Here is a 20,932-nt window from a genome sequence, read left to right as displayed (position 1 = left end):
GGGTTCGAATCCCTCACAGGTCATCAACTAACAAAGGCTTAAATCCTTGATATAACAGGGATTTGGGTCTTTTTTTGTTTATAAAGACATAGTTCATTTTGTATTATTTACTTAATTGGTGGCGGATAGAGAAGGAGTAAAACGTATTACAGGTCAATTATTTGTAATAATTAATTTTTCAAGGAACTGTAGGTAAAGCTTTTTGCTTATTCAGCTAACGATGGAGGTTAAAAATAAGACCATCTTTTTGGCTTTTCTCCGAATGGTATGTTCAATAAAATCAAAAAGCGTGGTTTCTCTATAGTAATAATCGTGTGCTGTTAAACAGCTCTCACTAAGTAACTTTGTTTAACTAGCGGGTGCTTTACTTTAAGAAAGTAGGTTGCTGAGGCAGCTTTTTCTTATTGCAGTATTGGGGCGGATTTGTTTAATAATGTTAAAAAGAACTATATAATTAAGTGAAGAAAAAATGTCTAAAAGTCTGTTAGAAAGAGAGTTAATTTCTATGATAAGATATTTTTCTATAATTATGTCCTTGTTATTGATTGGAGGTTGTTCGCACCTAGAAAAAGAAACAAATGAATTGTACCTTATTCCTAGTGGTTTCGAGGGTTCTATTATAGTTTTTTATGATGTTCCGAAAAAACCAATGTTAGAAAAAGAAGATGAGTATTCAGTTATTCGAGTGAAATTAGAATATTTAAAGGCGTTGGAAGGTACCAAAATCCATCCATATGGTGTTTATTTTACTTCAACAAAAGATATGAACTACGGTACTGTGAACAATAAATATTATTACATAAACGAAAACGGGGATAGAACTTCTATTAACGAACAATGTACACATGTTGTAGGAAATGGCAGTTTTACAGGAGAAAGTGGTACAGAAATTAAATACAGCACTATTCAAATAACAAAAAAACAGTGCGGCGAGGCATTCTACCTTGATGGCAAGGATGATTATTATACACAAAAAAAAGAAGTGATAAGCTACTGGATGAATTATTTTGATTAATGAGCCTAAACAATGATAAATTGGACAAACAAAAGGGACCTTCATAAATGAGGTCCCTTCAGTTTGTAGACAAAAGGGGTTCGGAATGTTTTAATTCCGGACCCCTTTTGAAATTCCCTTTGAATTTTGCTCAAGATTAAGAGATTGGGCCTCTACGAGCCCACTTTATTAAGCCATTCTTGGACCTTGCCATGTCCAATTGGCTATCTTCTTTAAATTCATGGCAGCGAAAGTAAGCATCGCCTGCATCGACAATTTTTTAAGTCCCCTTAAAGTAGTCCAACGCATACCATGCTTTTCTTTTGCATCTGCGAATACACGCTCTATTGTTTCTTTACGTTTCGCATATATAGGTTTTACATCCTTGTGATGACGCAGATGATCTGCTTCTTCCATATAATTTTGCCAGATATGGCGTGTCACCACTTTTTGATGGTCTTTGCTTACTGTACACTGTGATAAAAATGAGCATGTCGCACAAGTGTGTTTGGGTGATTTGTACTCGCGATAGCCCTCTTTATTTGTTGTTGAGTACTTTAAAATCTCGCCCGATGGGCAGAGATAACAATCAAAATGTTCATCGTAAACATAGTCATGCTTGCGAAAGAACCCTTCTTTTGTTCGTGGACGTGTATAGGGTAAAGCTGGTGTGATTTCTTTCCCAAAAAGGTAGCTTGTAATGGCTGGTGTTTTGTAAGCTGCATCTGCGGCAACAGCTTCAGGTTTTCCAACTTTCTCAATCACTTGTTCAACAAGAGGCTCTAAGATATGACTATCATGCGTATTTCCCGGTGTTACAATCGTCCCCAGCACAAAACCGTTGCGGTCCGCAGCCGCATGAAATGAATAGGCAAACTGTTTTGTTCGTTCATCTTTTACATAGTAGCCACTCTCAGGATCAGTTGTACTTTCTTTAATTTCTTTGGTTTCTTCTTTATCAAATTTATCCGGTGGAAAAGGCTTCTTTCCATTGTTTTCACGATCTTGATTTATTTCTTCTTGAAGGCGTCCTTGATATGCTCGTGTTTCCTTACGAACGATTTTCTTTTCGAATTTCCGCTTATTCGCACTGGCTTTCACATGTGTTGAATCAACGAATACGTGCTCTGCACTTATTAACTTTCTTTCTGAAGCTGTCATTAAGATACGATAAAAAATCCGTTCAAACAGGTCTGTATCTTTAAAGCGACGCTCATAATTTTTCCCGAACGTTGAGAAGTGAGGTACTTTATCATGGAAACCGTAACCTAAAAACCAACGGTAAGCCATATTCGTTTCAACTTCTTCAATCGTTTTACGCATCGAACGAATACCGAAGGTATATTGAATGAATGTCAATTTAACTAAAATAACTGGATCAATACTTGGGCGCCCTATCTCTGAATACATATCTTTCACCAAGTCATAAATGAAAGTGAAGTCAATGGCTCCCTCAATTTTACGAACCAAATGGTTCGCTGGCACCAGTTGATCCAAAGTAATCATTTCAAGTTGATCTCGCTGAATAGAATTATGTTTCGAAAGCATCGTCATCACCTCAAGTTTTAATACTTCTATATTAAAACAAAAAGGACTGTAGGCAAAAGTGGTTATATCTAATTGTTAAAACAAAGTTGATTGGAACGGAAGGTGCGAGACTCCTGCGGGAAATGCGTGTCCAAGGGAGACCCCACAGGCGCAAAGGCGCCGAGGAGGCTCCCTGACCGCCCGCGGAAAGCGAGTGCCTGGAGTGGAAATCAACGTCGAATTTTTACAACCCCTCAAAAAAACTGTAGACAAACTCGATTTTCATCGAGTTTGTCTACAGTCTGAAGGGACCTTCATAAATGAGGTCCCTTCAGTTTGTAGACAAAAGGGGTTCGGAATGTTTTAATTCCGGACCCCTTTTGAAATTCCCTTTGAATTTTGCTCAAGATTAAGAGATTGGGCCTCTACGAGCCCACTTTATTAAGCCATTCTTGGACCTTGCCATGTCCAATTGGCTATCTTCTTTAAATTCATGGCAGCGAAAGTAAGCATCGCCTGCATCGACAATTTTTTAAGTCCCCTTAAAGTAGTCCAACGCATACCATGCTTTTCTTTTGCATCTGCGAATACACGCTCTATTGTTTCTTTACGTTTCGCATATATAGGTTTTACATCCTTGTGATGACGCAGATGATCTGCTTCTTCCATATAATTTTGCCAGATATGGCGTGTCACCACTTTTTGATGGTCTTTGCTTACTGTACACTGTGATAAAAATGAGCATGTCGCACAAGTGTGTTTGGGTGATTTGTACTCGCGATAGCCCTCTTTATTTGTTGTTGAGTACTTTAAAATCTCGCCCGATGGGCAGAGATAACAATCAAAATGTTCATCGTAAACATAGTCATGCTTGCGAAAGAACCCTTCTTTTGTTCGTGGACGTGTATAGGGTAAAGCTGGTGTGATTTCTTTCCCAAAAAGGTAGCTTGTAATGGCTGGTGTTTTGTAAGCTGCATCTGCGGCAACAACTTCAGGTTTTCCAACTTTCTCAATCACTTGTTCAACAAGAGGCTCTAAGATATGACTATCATGCGTATTTCCCGGTGTTACAATCGTCCCCAGCACAAAACCGTTGCGGTCCGCAGCCGCATGAAATGAATAGGCAAACTGTTTTGTTCGTTCATCTTTTACATAGTAGCCACTCTCAGGATCAGTTGTACTTTCTTTAATTTCTTTGGTTTCTTCTTTATCAAATTTATCCGGTGGAAAAGGCTTCTTTCCATTGTTTTCACGATCTTGATTTATTTCTTCTTGAAGGCGTCCTTGATATGCTCGTGTTTCCTTACGAACGATTTTCTTTTCGAATTTCCGCTTATTCGCACTGGCTTTCACATGTGTTGAATCAACGAATACGTGCTCTGCACTTATTAACTTTCTTTCTGAAGCTGTCATTAAGATACGATAAAAAATCCGTTCAAACAGGTCTGTATCTTTAAAGCGACGCTCATAATTTTTCCCGAACGTTGAGAAGTGAGGTACTTTATCATGGAAACCGTAACCTAAAAACCAACGGTAAGCCATATTCGTTTCAACTTCTTCAATCGTTTTACGCATCGAACGAATACCGAAGGTATATTGAATGAATGTCAATTTAACTAAAATAACTGGATCAATACTTGGGCGCCCTATCTCTGAATACATATCTTTCACCAAGTCATAAATGAAAGTGAAGTCAATGGCTCCCTCAATTTTACGAACCAAATGGTTCGCTGGCACCAGTTGATCCAAAGTAATCATTTCAAGTTGATCTCGCTGAATAGAATTATGTTTCGAAAGCATCGTCATCACCTCAAGTTTTAATACTTCTATATTAAAACAAAAAGGACTGTAGGCAAAAGTGGTTATATCTAATTGTTAAAACAAAGTTGATTGGAACGGAAGGTGCGAGACTCCTGCGGGAAATGCGTGTCCAAGGGAGACCCCACAGGCGCAAAGGCGCCGAGGAGGCTCCCTGACCGCCCGCGGAAAGCGAGTGCCTGGAGTGGAAATCACGTCGAATTTTTACAACCCCTCAAAAAAACTGTAGACAAACTCGATTTTCATCGAGTTTGTCTACAGTCTGAAGGGACCTTCATAAATGAGGTCCCTTTTTCATAATGTATTACGGTAATAAATTTTTATATTGTTCCATTAAATCACCTGCATATAAGCTTGTTATCATTAAGAAAATGGCAAGCCCAATATATAATGAGAACCAGATGACTTTTGTTTTGAGACTCGATGAGTAATAGGATTTCTCTTTATCCCTAATTTCAGTTTGTTCTTGCACTTCTTTAAAGAACGTTGCTACTATTCGTTCATACGTGCCTATATTTTCAAAATCGGTCGGTCCGTACTGGTATTCATTCGAATTAGCAGCATCAACTAATGAGTTATATATATTTTCTTTTAACTCGTTCAGTTGTCTTTCTTTTAGCTTATTATCTTCTAGGAGTGGGATATGCCAAGTCTTCGTTTTGTTTAGCTTCTGACTTAGTTGATTTAATTCCACATTCCAAATATTAAACAGGCGAATTTTTTCTTCTTCTGTCGCACCTGCATATTCCTCTAGCTGCTCTAAACCAAATTGATTGAATTCAATAACACTATCTCTTTGATTTCTAGTTATCTCACTTCGGAATTCTTTCCACCACTTAGAAATACCCAATAATAAGAAAAGAATTAAAAATGGATTTGGATGGAGAAACAAATATACAACCATCCCGATAATCCCTAATACCCAAAGCTTTGTGGAGATGACTCCCACTATACGTCCTCCATCAAGAGGATGTACAGGCATTAGATTAAATAGGTTAATCATGGCTCCAAGTGTAATAACTAAAAGCCAAAATGGATTTTCCGTCATCATAAATAGGGGGATGGCTGGTATAAATGCTAATGTACCTAATAAAGGACCTCCGAAGGCAAGATAAGCTTCTTGGTTAGCATTCTTGGGTTCTTCTTTAAGGGCAATTAACGCTCCGACAAAAGGGATGAAAATGGCATTGGATGTTTTGATGCCTTTTCTCTTAGCAGCAAGTAAATGCCCCATTTCATGGATGTAAATTAGATAGACTAGGGCTACGGCAAATTTCCAACCGTAAACCAAGGCATAAGCTCCTAAAGAAACGAAAATAGAAATCAGAGAACCTACTTTTGCTATTTTCAATAGCGCAAACAACCATTTCATTTTTCCCAGGAAAAATAACCCGATTGCCCCCAAACTTAACCATCCTTTATTCGATTTAGATTCTTTCAAAATGTACCTCCTAGAGTAAATGGGAAAACAGATGACCCCAGTGACACTATGTCTATCTGAGCTCCTTCTTGATTTATCATCTTGCTAATATTCTTATTATATCGTATTCGATAATCCTTTTCTTTTCCTTTTAGGAATATTTTTCTAGAATATTAACTTTCAAGTAATACATTTTTTAATAATTAAGATAGAGTGCACCTATCACAGAAATACTAGATGGAGGTTATTATTTAGTGGAGTTATAGATTCTACTGCTGGAGAAGACTTTCCATCATACAAAGGCTATGCTGTGAAACCTGCTAGAATGTAAAAGACAGCATATACCAAGATTGGAAAGGATATTGAACTTATTTTTAATAACTCATATAAATTTAATTGGGATATGTACGAACCGCCAAAACGATTATATTTTCTTTCGGTAGTTATATAAGATACTTCTATGAAAAAGGATTTAATGAAAATACTTTAAAATGATAAACATGGATAAAACAATCCATCTTAACTATTTTAATCCCAATTATAGATGTGGCGAAGCGCTCCTCAGTATGTTTGAAAGGCAAATATGCTGTTGTAATATGATGAAAAAGCTTTTCGTTGGGTAACCCGTCTGCCCTGGCTACGATTTACTCTCGTAGTGTCTCCCGTTAAAAGGGAATACACTTCCCCAGAAGTTGACCGTCCTCATAGCGAAAGCTAGGCAGAATAAGGTGTACTCGTAGTAGAGTGCTTGGTAAAGTGAGACCTGGGCAAGTCAAGAGTATGAGAATCCTGCTCTTGGCACCTTAAATAATCCATAATCGATTGAAGCGCCAAAAGTTTGGTTGTTACAATTTTTTTCATATTACAATGGAATTCTTTCCATAATATTAAGGGCATTTCTTGTCCGCCTCTCCTTCACACCAAAGCCATCAATTCAGATACTTTATTAAAAGGTTATTTAAAAAATAGTTTTAATGCATAAATAAAAGACGTTTCATAGCTAATATTTAAGTAACACTTCTTTTCAATCAGCATTAATAAAAAAATTAATTTATATATCAATAGGTTCTTTCTGCTTTGAAAATCTAATTTGTGCATCGTTGTATTGATTAAGCATCCTTACTAGGTCATCCCTATCAAGTAAAGTAACCCCATTCCTTTTACCAGGTATCTTTGCAGCAACGGTATAATAACGATTGGTAATTACAATCTTTTTAGTTGCATTGTAGTATCCGGCAGCTCCTACCACTTCGTTTATCGCATCTATACCAACCTTCTTGTTTTCCCCATATCGCTTGGCTTGTACCACAGATTTCTCTTTTCTTTTTTTAAATATTAAATCTCCACCAAAATCACCAGAGGGGCTAGTTACTTCTACATAGTAGCCTTGACTTTTAAAAGGGGTCGTGGGTTCAAGTTCCTCACAGGTCATCTTCAAAACAGAGTTCAAATCCTTTTCAAGGGTTGGGGCTTTTTCTTTTTTTTTGACCTCTCCATTTTATCCCTAAATTTTAATACACCATACTTTACCTACTTTTCTGACTTAAAAACCTCCATGTAAGGGTGTGTTAAATAGTATGGGTCTGCAAAACTGTTTTCTTACTAGATGTATATTTAAATTAACTCAACAAATCTGTTTAGGAGTATGATAATATTTAAAAAAAAGAAAGAGGTTATCATATGAATTCAACATACTTACCGACAGAAATAACTAAAACAAGAGCCTTAGTCATCAATGCACTTTTCATCGCACTTACCCTTGTAGCCACAATGTTTATCAGCATAAAGCTACCAATAATGGGTAACGGAGGCCTAATCCATCTGGGTAACGTTCCTCTTTTTATAGCAGCATTCGTTTACGGCAAAAAAACAGGAGCCATAGCAGGCGCCATCGGAATGTGCTTCTCCGATCTTATCTCTCCTTGGGCAGCATGGGCACCGTTTACATTCATCATCGTAGGTGCAATGGGCTTTTTAGCCGGACTCATCTCCGAAAAGGTACCCGGCAAAAGAGAACTTGTATACACACTGGCAGTTGCCGTTGCACTGATTATAAAAATCGTGGGCTACTATTTTGCCGAAGTTATCCTTTACGGTAACTGGATACAGCCAATCGGCTCCATCCCCGGAAACGTTATGCAGGTCGTAATAGCCGGTATAATTGTAGTACCACTTGCAGGACGTTTAAAGAAAAGAGCTGGACAGATATAGGAGTGAAACATATTTTGGTTTCTTCTTTTGGTCTTTCAGCTGTGGATCAAACTGATTCCTTTTTTCCTAATTATTAATTATTTTTCTCTATTTTCTATACCTGTTGTTCTGCTATATGATAGTACCCTTTAGATGATGAACCACGCCCTAAATTTCGGACAGTTTAATAAAAGACAACCTGCTAATTAAGCAGCGATTAAATGATTTCAGTATTGTAAAAAGTACCCTATAGAGTATACACTTTGAAAAAAGGACTACTCTATAGGGTACTATTTTGTATTAAGAGTTAAAAATCGAATTGGGGAATTTCAAATGAAAAACACTTTACTGAAAAAGAAATAAATATTTTATCGAATAACCCTTATGTTAAATCTGTTAGTTCAAAGTCAATTACATATACAGATGAGTTTATAAGAATATTTATCGCTGAAAGTGAAAAAGGAAAGCTACCACATCTTATTTTTGAGGAGTATGGATTTGATATTGAAATCATTGATGTTGACAGGGTTAAAAAAGCAGCCTATAGAAGGCGTACTGCTTATAAAAAATCAGGTGTTTTGGGATTGAGTGATTCACGAATAAACCATTCAGAAAGGTCTCGTAAAAAAGAAGAAACATTAAATGTTAGATTAGAAGCTGAAGTACAACTATTTTAGCATTATATGTTTTTCAATTTCTTGTAGACGTTCATCAAGTTCTCCAGCTTCTATAGCTTTTATGAATAACAAACAAAAAATAGTTTTTTAATGCACATTCTGTTGATAGACAAAGAGGGCCACTCACTTTGATAATTTATTCGGCTCGAGAGGTATCTAACAATATTTGAATGTCTCGTTCGTTGCATGACGTCAGCCTCTTTGGTACACTATGCAGAAGTACTTTTCACTTTGAGTGCTAGGATTTATTATGGAATGGCATAGATTATATGTTTGATCTTCATAAATCATTTATTAAAGTCCTTGTAAGGTGCTTCCAAAAGAAACCTGGAAATGTGGAGCATTTTATCCTGTTATTACATTCACTCTAGACTAGTGAAAGTAGTAACGAAGGTCAGTTCAACCCGATTTATAGGGAATTAAAGGGATACAGCTTTATAAAAAGAAACACTCCATGTATCACCACATACACTTCGCACATGTGGAGTGTGTGTCAAAGTTAGTTTTAAAAGTATAACCCAATAATAACCGTTTCCGATTCTAACTCTAATTTCGTGAAAATAGACATTTCCGATTTTGGGATTTTTTTTATGTCAATCCCTTGCCATTCCTATCTTTTCTTTCTCTCCTCTCTCAAAAAAAGTCTTTTGAAATAAAAAAGGAGCAAAATAGAGGTTCAGTCGGAAATCTTTATTTTAATTCGAACGGTGGGAATCGGGGAACTTGGGAGACATATTTTTTGGTTGTACAAAAACACATTACAATATAATACAAAGACCAATAACACCTTAACAATTTGTTGTGTTTTTAAGAAAAACTGATATGTTCCCTCATACAGCAGGAGTTGTATGGGGACTTGTATTTTATCAAAAATTTTCTGTTTAGATGACTGTGAAGTAATAAAATTAGGAGGAAGAAATGAACAATTATAAATTGACAATTCAATATGATGGCGGGCGCTATAAGGGCTGGCAACGACTCGGTAATAGTGATGATACGATTCAAGGAAAAATAGAAAATGTATTAACGGAAATGGTAGGGGAAAAAATTGAAATCATCGGATGCAGCAGAACAGATGCCGGTGTACATGCTCTTGCTCAAATCGCCAATTTTAAGATTGGTGAAAATCTGACTGAATTTGAAATTATGAATTATTTGAATAGATATTTACCCCAAGATATCAGCATTGTAGAGGTTATGCTAGTACCTGAACGTTTTCATGCCCGTTATAATGCTAAGGATAAAACCTATTTATATAAGATCTGGAATGAGCAATATACAAATCCTTTCATGCGAAAGTACAGTATGCATGTTGAGAAAAAGCTAAATATCACAAGAATGAAAAGAGCATGTCAATATTTTATAGGTGAACATGATTTCACTGCTTTTTCAAATGCAAAGTCTAAGAAAAAATCCATGGTTCGTGAAATATATTCTATTGATATAGAAGAAAATGCCGGCTTCATCCAAATTACAGTGCGAGGGGATGGATTTCTTTATAATATGGTTAGAAAGATTGTCGGAACGTTGATAGAAGTTGGGTTGGGTGAAATAGATGCTGAAAATATACCAAGTATTTTAGAGTCAAAAGAAAGAATCCAAACGGGTCGTATGGCGGAGGCAGCTGGGTTGTACTTGGTAAAGGTTGATTTTTAGACCAAATATAAATGCACCGCCTATGCAAAATGCGCCTGGATTGATGTTGTAAACCATAACCGATATTCCGTGTGTTGTAACATACCCTCTGGATATGTGGAGTGTTTCGCAAAAAAAACATACCCTCATCTCAATTATTATTCAATGATAAAAAATTGCACAGAATTTCTAGAAACAATGGAATTAAGAGAATCTATTTGCATAAAAAACATTGTGTACTTGAATTATTGGAATTAATGTATTCTATTCTTGCAAAAATACTGTTTAAAAGATAGTTCGGAAAATTGATAGGGGTGAGGTTGGGGGTTTAAATCCCTCACAGGTCATTAACTATCAAAGGCTTAAATCCTTACAAGGATTTGAGTCTTTTTTCATGTTGCATGCATCGGGCGATTGCAGTTGATTAATGATCTGCTCACATTGTTATTATTAATTGAAAAGCTATTCGCGAATAAAATTTTTATATTAACTTATTGAAAGCTGAGCAGAGTCTATGAGAATATGTGGGGTTTTTTAGTAGATATGTTCGCAGTAGGCAGATTAGCATCACGTCTAGATTCCGGGCGTTTTTTCGTTAATTGGCCTATGGACCAGTTGACAGACTAATGTGTATTTTTTTCATGTTCTTCCTTTTTGCAAAACCTTAAGTATCATGAATTTAGTTCAATTAATTAAACGAAAAATATATTTTGAAAATATTGAAAATTATGAATATAAATGATTTAATTTAAATATGTTCTTTTTGCTGGTTCGGACGACGTGATGTTGATGGACGGTAAAGATGCTAGTAAGAATGAATGCGCATGTATGGTAGTCTAAAACTTCTCAATTCATTTAAGAAAGGATGTGTTTTATCATTTCCCGCCAGAAGACTCCCTCTTCAAGCGTGTGAAGGGCGAGAACCCAACGGTAAGGGGGAGATGAATGGCGGTTGGGATAAGCCAAAGTAATCTTTTGGCAAACATACGTTCTGTGGTTGATAATAACTATAAGGGGGTGAAACCAATGGTCGTAAACAAAGCTTATAAATTTCGAATCTATCCAACTAAAGAACAACTAGTTCTAATCAATAAAACGATCGGCTGCTCCCGTTTTGTCTATAACTTCTTTTTAGGCAAACAAAAGGAGAAAGATGCCTACTGGTATATTTGTGAAGAAATGAAGCAGAACGGCCAATTACCCTCTAATGAATGGAAAGGTTCTTTTCTGAATAAATACGCAACAATCAAAGAACTTCCAGCTTTAAAGAAAGAGTATTCTTTCCTGAAAGAAGTAGACAGTATTGCCTTACAGAAATCGGTGGAAAATTCAGCAGATTCCTATAGGCGATATTATAAAAAGCAAAACAAGTCACCACGCTTCAAATCGAAAAAGAATCCTATCCAGTCCTATACGACTAAACATACGAATGGGAATATTGGAATTGTTGAAAACAAAATCAAATTGCCAAAACTCGGTCTAGTTCGTTTTGCTAAAAGCCGCGAAGTCGAAGGGCGAATCATCAATGCCACAATCAGGCGGAACCCTTCGGGTAAATATTTCATTTCCGTTTTAGCCGAAACCCATGTACAAGTACTTCCTAAAACGAATCGTTCGTGTGGTGTAGATGTTGGTTTGAAGAACTTTGCTATTCTTTCAGATGGTACGGTCTATCAAAACCCAAAATTCTTCCGGACGGTCGAAAAGAAATTGGCCAAAGCACAACGGATTCTTTCAAGGCGACAAGAAATAGCCTTGAATCAAAATAAACCATTGGCTGAAGCCAAAAACTATCAAAAACAAAAACGAAAAGTGGCTATCCTACACGAAAAAATTTCAAATGCCCGAATGGATTACTTACATAAAGTTTCTACCGAAATCATCAAAAACCACGATGCTATTGGAATGGAAGACTTGCAAGTGTCGAATATGATGAAAAATCACAAACTAGCTAAAGCTATTAGTGAAGTATCTTGGTACCAATTCAAAAAAATGTTGGAATACAAAGCAAAATGGTATGGTAAACAAATCGTGACCGTATCTAAAACGTTTGCTTCTAGCCAATTGTGTTCTAGCTGCGGTTACCAAAATAAAGACGTTAAACATCTGAATCTTCGTGAATGGGATTGTCCTTTTTGTTCTACTCACCACGATCGAGATATTAACGCAGGACTCAATCTAATGAATGAAGCCATAAGGCTTCTAACCGTAGGAACTACGGGAGTAGCCTAATTAAAAATTGGCCGATAGGCTAATGTTCTTAGGAATCCCCCACTTCAATCAGGCCGTAAGGTCGAAAAGTGGTGGGTAGTTCAAGACCACTATTTTCCCTTGAAAAAAATTCTACCCGCCAGAGCAACTGCTTATGTAACTGCAGACCATAGTGTCATTGCAAAAGAATCTAAACGGAATGATGAAATATTTAAATTAAAAGAATAGAGGGATTTTTTATGATTAAAATCGATCTTTTATTTAAAAATGCCAATGTACTGACTTTAGATAATCAGAATCGTCGTGCAGGGTCTGTGGCTGTAGCAAATGGCAAAATTGTTGGTATTTGGAGGGAGTGCGAGCCTCCTAAAAGTGCCGTCGAAGTGACAGCAAGTACAAATGTTGTTGATTTAAAGGGATCTACTTTAATACCAGGATTTATTGATACACATAATCACATTTTGGCGTATGGCCAAATAATGAGACAGGTGAATTGCGGCACACCGCCTAATCATTCCATAAAAGATATATTGGAGGTAATTGGTGCAAAAGCAAAAGAAACTCCCAATAGGGAATGGGTCAAGGGATATGGATATGATGATACGCTTCTGTATGAAAAGCGCCATATAACACGGGAAGACTTAGATAAGGTTTCGCCAAATAAACCTGTTATCATCACACACACCTCAGGACACATATCCGCAGTTAATTCACTCGCTTTACAATTATCTGGTTTAACAGATGATGTTTCTGACCCTCAAGGCGGCCATTACGGGCGGGATGAGAAAGGGAGACTGAATGGCGTAATCTATGAACCAGCAGCTATGATACCGATTAATAAACAGATTCCTCAAATGACAGTAAAACAACAGATTGACATGCTAGGGTAGGCTTCAAAAGGTTATTTAGCTCAAGGGATTACAACGAATACAGATGCAGCTGTAGGCTTCACTAGTGATTTGCAAGATTTAGAGATTCATCTTAAAGCGGCTGAGCAAGGGATTAATCCGATGCGTACACAATTAATGATTATGCACCAGCAGCTTCGTGAAGGACAAGCTTTCGGAGGATATTCTCCTGCTCAACTGGACAAAGAGTTCCAAGAAAGATCTGGAGGTCGGGCTAAATTAGATAGCGCCAAAATGTTCCAGGATGGCTCCATTCAAGGCTTAACAGGAGCATTGCGGGAACCGTATTATCAAAATCCAGATGTTTATGGAGAACTCATCCATCCGCAAGAAGCATTTAACGAAGAAGTTTCAGACCTGCACAGTCGAGGATTTAGAATCACAACCCATGGAAACGGGGATCGTGCCATCGGATCGATATTAGAGGCATACGAATATGCTTTATCCAAGAGCCCACGTGCAGATCACCGCCATCGAATCGAACATGTCCAAAGCGCCACCGCTGAAGATGTGGTGAAGATGAAAGAACTTGATGTAGCAGGATCCTTTTTCATCAATCATGTATATTTTTGGGGAGACAGGCATAAACAAATTTTCTTGGGGCCAGAGCGGGGAAGGCGTATTAGCCCTTTAGCTGAGGCTGTAGCTCATAATTTACTGTTTACCCTGCATTCTGATTGTCCAATTACTCCAATCTCACCGCTGTTTTCTGTGTGGGTAGCAGTAAACCGAATAACGAGAGAGGGCCATGTTTTAGGCCAAGAGCAGCGTATTGATGTCGAAACTGCATTAAAGTCCATGACTATTTATGGAGCAAAACTAAATTTTGATGAAGCGTGTTCAGGAAGCATCGAAATTGGAAAACATGCAGACTTTGCCATTCTCGAGGCTGATCCTACAGCCATTCATCCGGAAGAAATTAAGGACATTTCAGTTCTGGCTACTTTTATTGATGGAAAGCCAGTATATGGTCAAGAAACGGTAAGGACTTCTTAACTTTTAATTGCATCTTTAAAAGGCGTTAACAATTGAGCTTAATGTTATAAATATCAACATCTATAATTATTTGAAGAGTGCGTCATTCTAATTTTCCTTCCATTATCAATCCATTATACCTATATTTTCAGCGGCATTATCTACTATTATTTTTAGCTTGCCACTAAAATGCTTACCAGAAGCAATAGGGGGTTCTGCGGTAGGGGTTGGTCAATCTAGGGATGCAGGTAGCTGGCTTTATTGCTCCTTTAACTCTTGGTTTTGTTATAGACGCTTTTGGCGGATCATTTAAAGGAGCTGTTTGGTTATTGGTTTCATTTCGGGGTTGTTTGCTTTATCGCTTTTATGACATTAAATTCGGGTAAGGAAAATTATACTACTGAAAATCCTCAAATAGTTCCTGCTGTAAAATAGAATGATATGAATGAATGCTTGATTTTAAAGTGGAGAATTCATATAAAATGTAATTCTTCATATTTTTTTGTTTTTTTAAAAGGCTAGATTATTCAGGAGGCATTTTTCACTACAGGCAATCTGAAGGGCCCTCATTCAACTTCTTCCACTTTTCGGCACTGTTGCAGGCATCCAGACCTGACAATAGTAAGGCGGTAATACATTCTTCAAATTCTTCCTCCTAAAAAAACAGGTAAAATAACTTATTTCAAATATTTACAAGACAAACAGTTTTTTATCGGGTTTTATAAATAACAACTTTGATATCATTTAGGTGTCTCGGTTAATCATTCACAGTTCATGTCTAAGTAAATTAAATTTCTGATTAAACAACTTCAAGGGATGACGATATGCTTGCAAAAGAATTGCATGCAAACGTCTTCTGCCCATACGATAAGTGATAGGTAACTAGTAATCCATCGCATTAGAAGTAGCGATATGCGGAATCGTTGCAATTAAACCAATCTGAATATTCGTTATAAGCTTCTTTTTACTTCTTTAGTTCGGCAATTAATTAATTCTCTTTGCATCCCCTGAATGGCCTTTCAAATAGAAGAATGTAATAAACCCTAAACAATGGCCGGGAATCTTCCAACTACGAGCAATAATACCATCTGGCCGTACCTATCCAGTTAATACGATTCAAAAAGTCCTTAGTGCAAATAGATGCAGATATCGTTTTTCGTCTTTCAGTTATTTTTGCTACACATATCCGATTATGATTTAACATTGTAGAACCAGACCTCTTTTTATAAAAGAGCATAAGAGATTACTTTGTCCTAACGTATTCCTGAAGCAAAAATGTGAAACGGTTTATTATGAACACTATAATTTTTTATTGGCAATAGCAGAAGAACGAGAATTGGCCATTTCACACCCATTTATATAAGAGTTCGAAAGCACAATATAGTACCTTCTTTTGATAAACTCATTTTATAAAAAGAAGGTATTCCTTTTAACAAGAAGAATTATATATAACGAAAAATATTAAGGATCTATGCCTTACTATATAGGGGGAGGAAGATGGGGAAATCGATCCTTTTTGAAGTGCAAGAAGAAGTGAATTTGGTAGCAGAAGCAATTAAGTCTGTATTGGATTTGGAAGTTATTGTTTATGATCAGAATAAAGTGGTGGTTGCTGCTACAGGAGGTGGTCATCATGCTGTTGTGGGTGAGCCGGTTCGAGGACATATTATAAAAGAAGTGATAAAAACAGGAAAGCATGTTTATAACTTTGAACCAGGTTTTCATGATGTTTGTCAAAGTTGCATTCTCCATGGAAACTGCCCTGAAAAAGCAGATGTGTCCTTTCCTCTGAAACATGAAGGGAAAAACGTAGGGGTGATTAGCTTAACCGCATTTTCTGAAGAACAGAAGGCAGAATTTAAAGAAAGGCACCTTGTTTTATCGAATTACCTTGGGAAAATGGCTGACTTAATAAGCAGTAAAATAAATGCAAAATCGTTGTTGGGAAAATATTTACACATGTTTCAAATGCTTCAAGTGGCTATACAATCGATGTATGAAGGAATTATCGCAGTAGATCAAAACGGGTATATCTTAGAGCTAAATCGTTCTGCAGAAAAGACACTGCAGATGAAAAGAAATGAAATCCTAACTCTTAATGTATCCGATATCATTCCTGATTTACCTATTTCGAAAGTTTTATCAACAGCGAAAGGATATTCAGACATTGAATTTTCACTTCAAATACATAATAAAAAGATTCAGGTGATCGGTAGTATTATTCCACTTGTTCATGATGATCGTATTATAGGAGTTGCTATTTCATTTAAGGACTTAAAGGATGTACAAAAATTAGCATATTCGATTACGTCAGAGGTAGATGATTCAACCTTTGACATTATCGTAGGGAAAAGTAAAGCCATTCTACAAGTGAAAGATATAGCTAAACAAATAGCAACCTCTGACTCCACCATGATATTTTTGGGGGAAAGTGGGACGGGTAAAGAACTTTTCGCAAGGGCCGTGCATCAAGAAAGTCAAAGGGTAAACAAACCCTTTAGGGCGATTAATTGTGCTGCAATTCCAGAACATCTACTAGAGAGTGAATTATTTGGATATAACGAAGGAGCATTTACTGGGGCGAGGAAAAAAGGGAAGCCTGGAAAGTTTGAGATGGCCAATGGCGGAACTATTTTTCTGGATGAAATCGGTGATATGCCTCTTCACCTACAAGTTAAAATTTTACGGGTTTTAGAAGAAAGAAGGATTGAAAGGATAGGTTCTAATTCTTCTCTAGATATTGATGTGAGGGTGCTGGCAGCAACCAATAAAAACTTAGAGCAAATGGTAAAGGATAGAGAGTTTAGAGAGGATTTATTTTATCGATTAAATGTTATTCCTCTTCACATTCCTCCATTAAGAGAACGAGTGGGAGATGTAGCCGTCCTTCTTCACCATTTTGTTAATCACTATGTGAATATTACAGGAAAGCAAGTAAGGGGCTTTACTCCAGAAGCTGAAGCATGTCTATGTTCTTATAATTGGCCAGGAAATATTAGAGAGCTACAAAATACAGTGGAATACGCTATCAATATGGCAAAATCTTTTTGGATTACATTAGAAAATTTACCCACTAGAGTTAGGGTCAAAACTAATCAAAGTGTTTTAGACCAAGGGTTAACCTTAGCAGATATGGAAGAAAAAATGATTATCGAATCTTTAAAAAAACATGGTGATACATTGAATGGAAAGAAGAAGGCTGCGAAGGATTTAGGAATAAACGTTGCGACTCTATATCGGAAAATCAATAAGTTTGAAATTAATCGCAAAATGCAAATGTAGTTTGCATTTTGCGATTAATGAAGAAATCGGTAGTAGGTTAGTCCTTTTTAAGATTTATTAGGGCTAACCTCCTTTTTTAATTTGCATTTTGCGAAAAGAAAAGGGTCCTGCTACTGACTATTCTCTGAAAAGTAAAGCTAAATTCGTCTAGAATAAGGGTTTGTTTAATTTTTTTGATATTCCTAACAACTTGGTACAGTAATTGCATTAGTAATAGTTGAAAGAGAAAATGAAAGGTGAGGGTGATTTATGAAAAAACTAATGTATTTTCGATTTCCATAACAGAAATAATCTTTCGGAAATTGTAAGCGTTTTCTACGAAAATTCCATTTGGGAGTGATGTTATGAGGATCAAGCAGAGGATTGAAAAAGTACCGGGGGGGCTTATGGTGATTCCACTCATGTTGGGGGCACTCTTTAATACGATTGATCAGCTTCATATTCCACTTGTTATGGAGTTTCTTAAATCATTAGGAGTAACACCTGTCGAAGAAGGCATTTATGAGTTTATGAGAATTGGAGGGTTTTCGGAAGCTCTCTTTAAAAACGGGACATTGACACTTATCGGCTTATTCTTGTTCTGTGCAGGTAGTCAGATGAATTTACGAGTGGGTGGAAAAGCCTTAAAAAAAGGAATTCTTTTAACTTCTAGTAAGTGTTTGACTGGAATAACAATTGGACTTCTATTCGGTTACTTTTTTGATCCTATGAACGGGTTGCTTGGCTTATCCACTCTTGCCATTATTGCTGCAATGACAAATGGAAATGAAGGAATGTATGCCGTTCTCACCGGACAATATGGTAACCGTTCAGATGTAGGAGCAATTTCTGTTTTGACCTTAAATGATGGTCCATTCTTTACCATGATGGCATTGGGAATAGTAGGAATTAACTTCCCTGCTATCGCATTCATCGCGGTATTGTTGCCAATTGCTTTAGGGATGTTATTAGGAAACTTGGATGAGGACATTAGAGAATTTCTAAAGCCAGGTGAAACGTTACTTGTTCCCTTTTTTGCTTTTTGTCTAGGAGCAGGAATGAACTTTATGAGTTTCTTTAATGCTGAAGCTGTTTGGGGCGGTCTTGTCTTGGGTTTTGTAACCGTCATTTTTACTGCTCTAACAGGAGTCCTCGTTTATCGTATATTTGGTGAGAAAAGTACAATTGGTCCCGTTGCCGAGGCATCAACCGCAGGGAATGCAGTGGGAACACCAGCAGCCATAGCAGCTGCTGCTTCTGTTGCTGCAGGAGCAGGACTTATGTCATTAGACGAGGCACAAAGATTTCAACAAATAGCTAATCTAGCTACAATTCAAATTTCTATTTCTACTATTACTACTTCCATTCTTTGTCCAATTGCTGTGATTTTTTGGGATAAATTCCAGAGAAGCAAAGGGATTGACGGTCGATTAGAAGATTCCTCTAATCGAAGTGAGGTGCCGGTAGAAGTGGATCAGCAAATTTAGAAAGGTGAGGGGACGAATGAATTGGATAAAGCCCAATATTGAAAACCAGATTTGCACCATAACGATAAATAACCCACCAATGAATATTTTGACGAAGGAATTTCGTGAAGAATTTGTGCCGTATATGGAAAATCTAAAGTCCCGTACTGATGTTCGAGTCATTATTTTGACAGGAGACGGTGACCGGGCATTCTGTGCAGGAGCTGATTTAAATGAAGAAGGTGAATTGACCCCTGAGACTGTACGCTACTTTCTCGAAGAAGATTGCCGCATTTATGATGTTGTTAATGAAATGCCACAACCAGTGATTGCTGCTGTTAATGGATATGCTTTTGGTGGGGGATTTGAACTGATCCTAGCATGTGATATTCGAATTATGTCCGATCGAGCAAAGCTGTGTGCAGCAGGAGTTAAAGTAGGATTAGTTGTCGGACCTACCCGACTTGTAAGGTTGATGGGAGAAGCTTACGCAAAGGAAGTCATATTAACTGGGAGAACCGTATTAGCTAATGAAGCATTTCAACGTGGTTTGGCTAGCAAAGTTGTTCCTCATAATACATTAATGAATGAAGCTTTAGATTGGGCAAAAATGATTGCCTCACGTGCACCAATTGCAGTCAGGAATGCTAAAGAAACAATTCAAAAAACAATGGATGTAAATTGGCAAGAAGCCATGGCATTTGAGTTAGATGCTTTTATTACTTGCCAGGATACGCAAGATCATAAACATGCCATTGAATCTTTTTTTAATAAACAAATACCAATTTTCCAAGGAAGATGATAAAGAGATTTATAGACCAAGAGGAGGATTCACAAGTTATGAATGAAGTTATGATGTATCCAGGAGCCTATGCGTTGATAAAAGTTTTGGCAGGAGTTGTAGAAGGCGAGAAAGTGTTGATCTTAACTGATTTTCAAACAGAAAGTATTGCTAAAACATTGGCAGATGTAACCTGCTCTTTAGGTGCTGAACCGATTACGATGTCCATGCCACCAAGAAAGGGGCATGGTGATGCTCTACCCGATCCAGTTGCCGCAGCTATGAAAGAAGTAGATGTTGTGATTGCTCCAACTACTTATAACATCGCACACACGAATGCTCGTCATGAGGCACAAGCGGCTGGTGCTAGAGTTTTAGTCTTGCCAGAATCCCATGAAAACATTTTGTTGAGTAAAGGCTTACAAGCTGATTTTATTTCACTTAGACCCCAAGTGGAACAAGTAGCAAATTTATTAACCAAGGGTGATGTAGTTAGGGTAACGACTACTCAAGGAACGGATTTACGACTATCCATTAAAGGAAGGGAAGGGCGAGCATTAACAGGTTTTGCAAATACCAAGGATATATCTGCTGTGCACTGCATTGAATCCAGTATAGCACCTGTTGAAGGATCTGCAGAAGGGGTCCTAGTAGTAGATGGAAGTATACCAGGAGTTGGTCTTATAGATACTCCTGTGGTTGTTGAGTTTAAGGCTGGGAAGGCTGTTTCCATTACAGGGGGAAAGGAGGCAGATTTGTTTAGAAAAATATTAATTGAACGAAATGATGAAGATGGGAACATCTATTATGCAGGTGAATTTGGAATTGGTATGAACCCGGAATGTGAGTTAGAAAATAGTATGTTAAGTGACGAAGGGGTGTTTGGCACCATTCACGTTGCTTTAGGTACAAATGCTTATATTGGTGGGGTAATTAAGGCAAAAGGTCATTACGATATGGTTGTTAAAGACGCTATGGTGGAAATAGACGGTGTAACTATTCTTCGTAACAATGAACTTTATTTATGAGTTTGATGGAGGATACTGTGTTGATAGATTAATAAATATTT

At 37.2% G+C, this 20,932-nt stretch carries 13 protein-coding genes and 2 pseudogenes; 11 read left to right on the top strand and 4 right to left on the bottom strand.

Annotated features, from left to right (window positions below; genetic code table 11):
• The first annotated feature begins 529 nt into the window (after positions 1–529).
• Positions 530–1,015: a DUF6843 domain-containing protein gene (locus tag JFV29_RS02215; RefSeq protein ID WP_201224851.1), complete on the top strand. Its 486-nt coding sequence runs from the start codon at positions 530–532 to the stop codon at positions 1,013–1,015.
• Positions 1,016–1,183: 168 nt separating this feature from the next.
• On the opposite strand, the gene JFV29_RS02210 is transcribed toward JFV29_RS02215, so the two are convergent.
• From JFV29_RS02210 to JFV29_RS02195, 4 genes are all read right to left on the bottom strand, one after another.
• Positions 1,184–2,542, bottom strand: coding sequence for an IS1182 family transposase (locus tag JFV29_RS02210; protein ID WP_201180978.1), 1,359 nt, complete (start codon positions 2,540–2,542; stop codon positions 1,184–1,186).
• Between the two features lie 420 nt (positions 2,543–2,962).
• Positions 2,963–4,321, bottom strand: a complete 1,359-nt coding sequence (locus tag JFV29_RS02205; RefSeq protein WP_201180977.1) for an IS1182 family transposase — start codon at positions 4,319–4,321, stop codon at positions 2,963–2,965.
• 322 nt (positions 4,322–4,643) lie between these two features.
• Positions 4,644–5,780, bottom strand: coding sequence for a site-2 protease family protein (locus tag JFV29_RS02200; protein WP_201180976.1), 1,137 nt, complete (start codon positions 5,778–5,780; stop codon positions 4,644–4,646).
• A 1,030-nt stretch (positions 5,781–6,810) separates the two neighbouring features.
• On the bottom strand, positions 6,811–7,191 hold the full coding sequence (locus JFV29_RS02195; RefSeq protein WP_201224849.1) for a restriction endonuclease: 381 nt from the start codon (positions 7,189–7,191) through the stop codon (positions 6,811–6,813).
• 248 nt (positions 7,192–7,439) lie between these two features.
• Between JFV29_RS02195 and JFV29_RS02190 the strand changes: the two genes are divergently transcribed.
• The 10 genes and pseudogenes from JFV29_RS02190 to JFV29_RS02150 all read left to right on the top strand — a co-directional run bounded on the left by JFV29_RS02190 (position 7,440) and on the right by JFV29_RS02150 (position 20,891).
• Positions 7,440–7,970: an ECF transporter S component gene (locus tag JFV29_RS02190; protein ID WP_201180974.1), complete on the top strand. Its 531-nt coding sequence runs from the start codon at positions 7,440–7,442 to the stop codon at positions 7,968–7,970.
• A gap of 305 nt (positions 7,971–8,275) precedes the next feature.
• A pseudogene (locus JFV29_RS30150) lies at positions 8,276–8,620 on the top strand (HTH domain-containing protein); the annotation flags it as partial.
• 924 nt (positions 8,621–9,544) lie between these two features.
• Positions 9,545–10,282, top strand: a complete 738-nt coding sequence (gene truA, locus JFV29_RS02185) for a tRNA pseudouridine(38-40) synthase TruA (protein ID WP_201180972.1) — start codon at positions 9,545–9,547, stop codon at positions 10,280–10,282.
• A gap of 1,005 nt (positions 10,283–11,287) precedes the next feature.
• On the top strand, positions 11,288–12,493 hold the full coding sequence (gene tnpB / locus JFV29_RS02180) for an IS200/IS605 family element RNA-guided endonuclease TnpB (RefSeq protein WP_201180970.1): 1,206 nt from the start codon (positions 11,288–11,290) through the stop codon (positions 12,491–12,493).
• 218 nt (positions 12,494–12,711) lie between these two features.
• A pseudogene (locus tag JFV29_RS02175) lies at positions 12,712–14,376 on the top strand (amidohydrolase).
• A gap of 206 nt (positions 14,377–14,582) precedes the next feature.
• The gene (locus JFV29_RS02170; protein ID WP_201180968.1) at positions 14,583–14,741 is read left to right on the top strand and encodes a hypothetical protein; all 159 of its coding nucleotides are present in this window, start codon (positions 14,583–14,585) and stop codon (positions 14,739–14,741) included.
• A 1,111-nt stretch (positions 14,742–15,852) separates the two neighbouring features.
• Entirely contained in the window at positions 15,853–17,637 is a 1,785-nt protein-coding gene (locus JFV29_RS02165) for a sigma-54 interaction domain-containing protein (protein WP_201180966.1), read from the top strand.
• A gap of 344 nt (positions 17,638–17,981) precedes the next feature.
• Entirely contained in the window at positions 17,982–19,103 is a 1,122-nt protein-coding gene (locus JFV29_RS02160; RefSeq protein ID WP_201180964.1) for a 2-keto-3-deoxygluconate permease, read from the top strand.
• A gap of 16 nt (positions 19,104–19,119) precedes the next feature.
• On the top strand, positions 19,120–19,884 hold the full coding sequence (locus JFV29_RS02155; RefSeq protein ID WP_201180962.1) for an enoyl-CoA hydratase/isomerase family protein: 765 nt from the start codon (positions 19,120–19,122) through the stop codon (positions 19,882–19,884).
• A 38-nt stretch (positions 19,885–19,922) separates the two neighbouring features.
• Positions 19,923–20,891 carry an aminopeptidase gene (locus JFV29_RS02150; protein ID WP_201180960.1) on the top strand — a complete coding sequence of 323 codons (969 nt, stop codon included), beginning with the start codon at positions 19,923–19,925 and terminating at the stop codon, positions 20,889–20,891.
• Positions 20,892–20,932: the final 41 nt, after the last annotated feature.

Source organism: Peribacillus sp. TH16 (assembly GCF_016651095.1).
Lineage (GTDB): Bacteria > Bacillota > Bacilli > Bacillales > DSM-1321 > Peribacillus > Peribacillus butanolivorans.
Note: the sequence above shows the minus strand (reverse complement) of the source record. Positions and strands in the feature narration are given on the sequence as shown.

What these genes read in the sequence shown, in the direction of transcription:
- JFV29_RS02150 (WP_201180960.1), top strand. Translation starts at nt 19,923, where the DNA reads ATGAATGAAGTTATGATGTATCCAGGAGCCTATGCGTTGATAAAAGTT.
- truA (WP_201180972.1), top strand. Translation starts at nt 9,545, where the DNA reads ATGAACAATTATAAATTGACAATTCAATATGATGGCGGGCGCTATAAG.
- JFV29_RS02165 (WP_201180966.1), top strand. Translation starts at nt 15,853, where the DNA reads ATGGGGAAATCGATCCTTTTTGAAGTGCAAGAAGAAGTGAATTTGGTA.
- JFV29_RS02215 (WP_201224851.1), top strand. Translation starts at nt 530, where the DNA reads ATGTCCTTGTTATTGATTGGAGGTTGTTCGCACCTAGAAAAAGAAACA.
- JFV29_RS02190 (WP_201180974.1), top strand. Translation starts at nt 7,440, where the DNA reads ATGAATTCAACATACTTACCGACAGAAATAACTAAAACAAGAGCCTTA.
- JFV29_RS02160 (WP_201180964.1), top strand. Translation starts at nt 17,982, where the DNA reads ATGAGGATCAAGCAGAGGATTGAAAAAGTACCGGGGGGGCTTATGGTG.
- JFV29_RS02155 (WP_201180962.1), top strand. Translation starts at nt 19,120, where the DNA reads ATGAATTGGATAAAGCCCAATATTGAAAACCAGATTTGCACCATAACG.
- JFV29_RS02205 (WP_201180977.1), bottom strand. Translation starts at nt 4,321, where the DNA reads ATGCTTTCGAAACATAATTCTATTCAGCGAGATCAACTTGAAATGATT.
- JFV29_RS02195 (WP_201224849.1), bottom strand. Translation starts at nt 7,191, where the DNA reads ATGACCTGTGAGGAACTTGAACCCACGACCCCTTTTAAAAGTCAAGGC.
- JFV29_RS02210 (WP_201180978.1), bottom strand. Translation starts at nt 2,542, where the DNA reads ATGCTTTCGAAACATAATTCTATTCAGCGAGATCAACTTGAAATGATT.
- tnpB (WP_201180970.1), top strand. Translation starts at nt 11,288, where the DNA reads ATGGTCGTAAACAAAGCTTATAAATTTCGAATCTATCCAACTAAAGAA.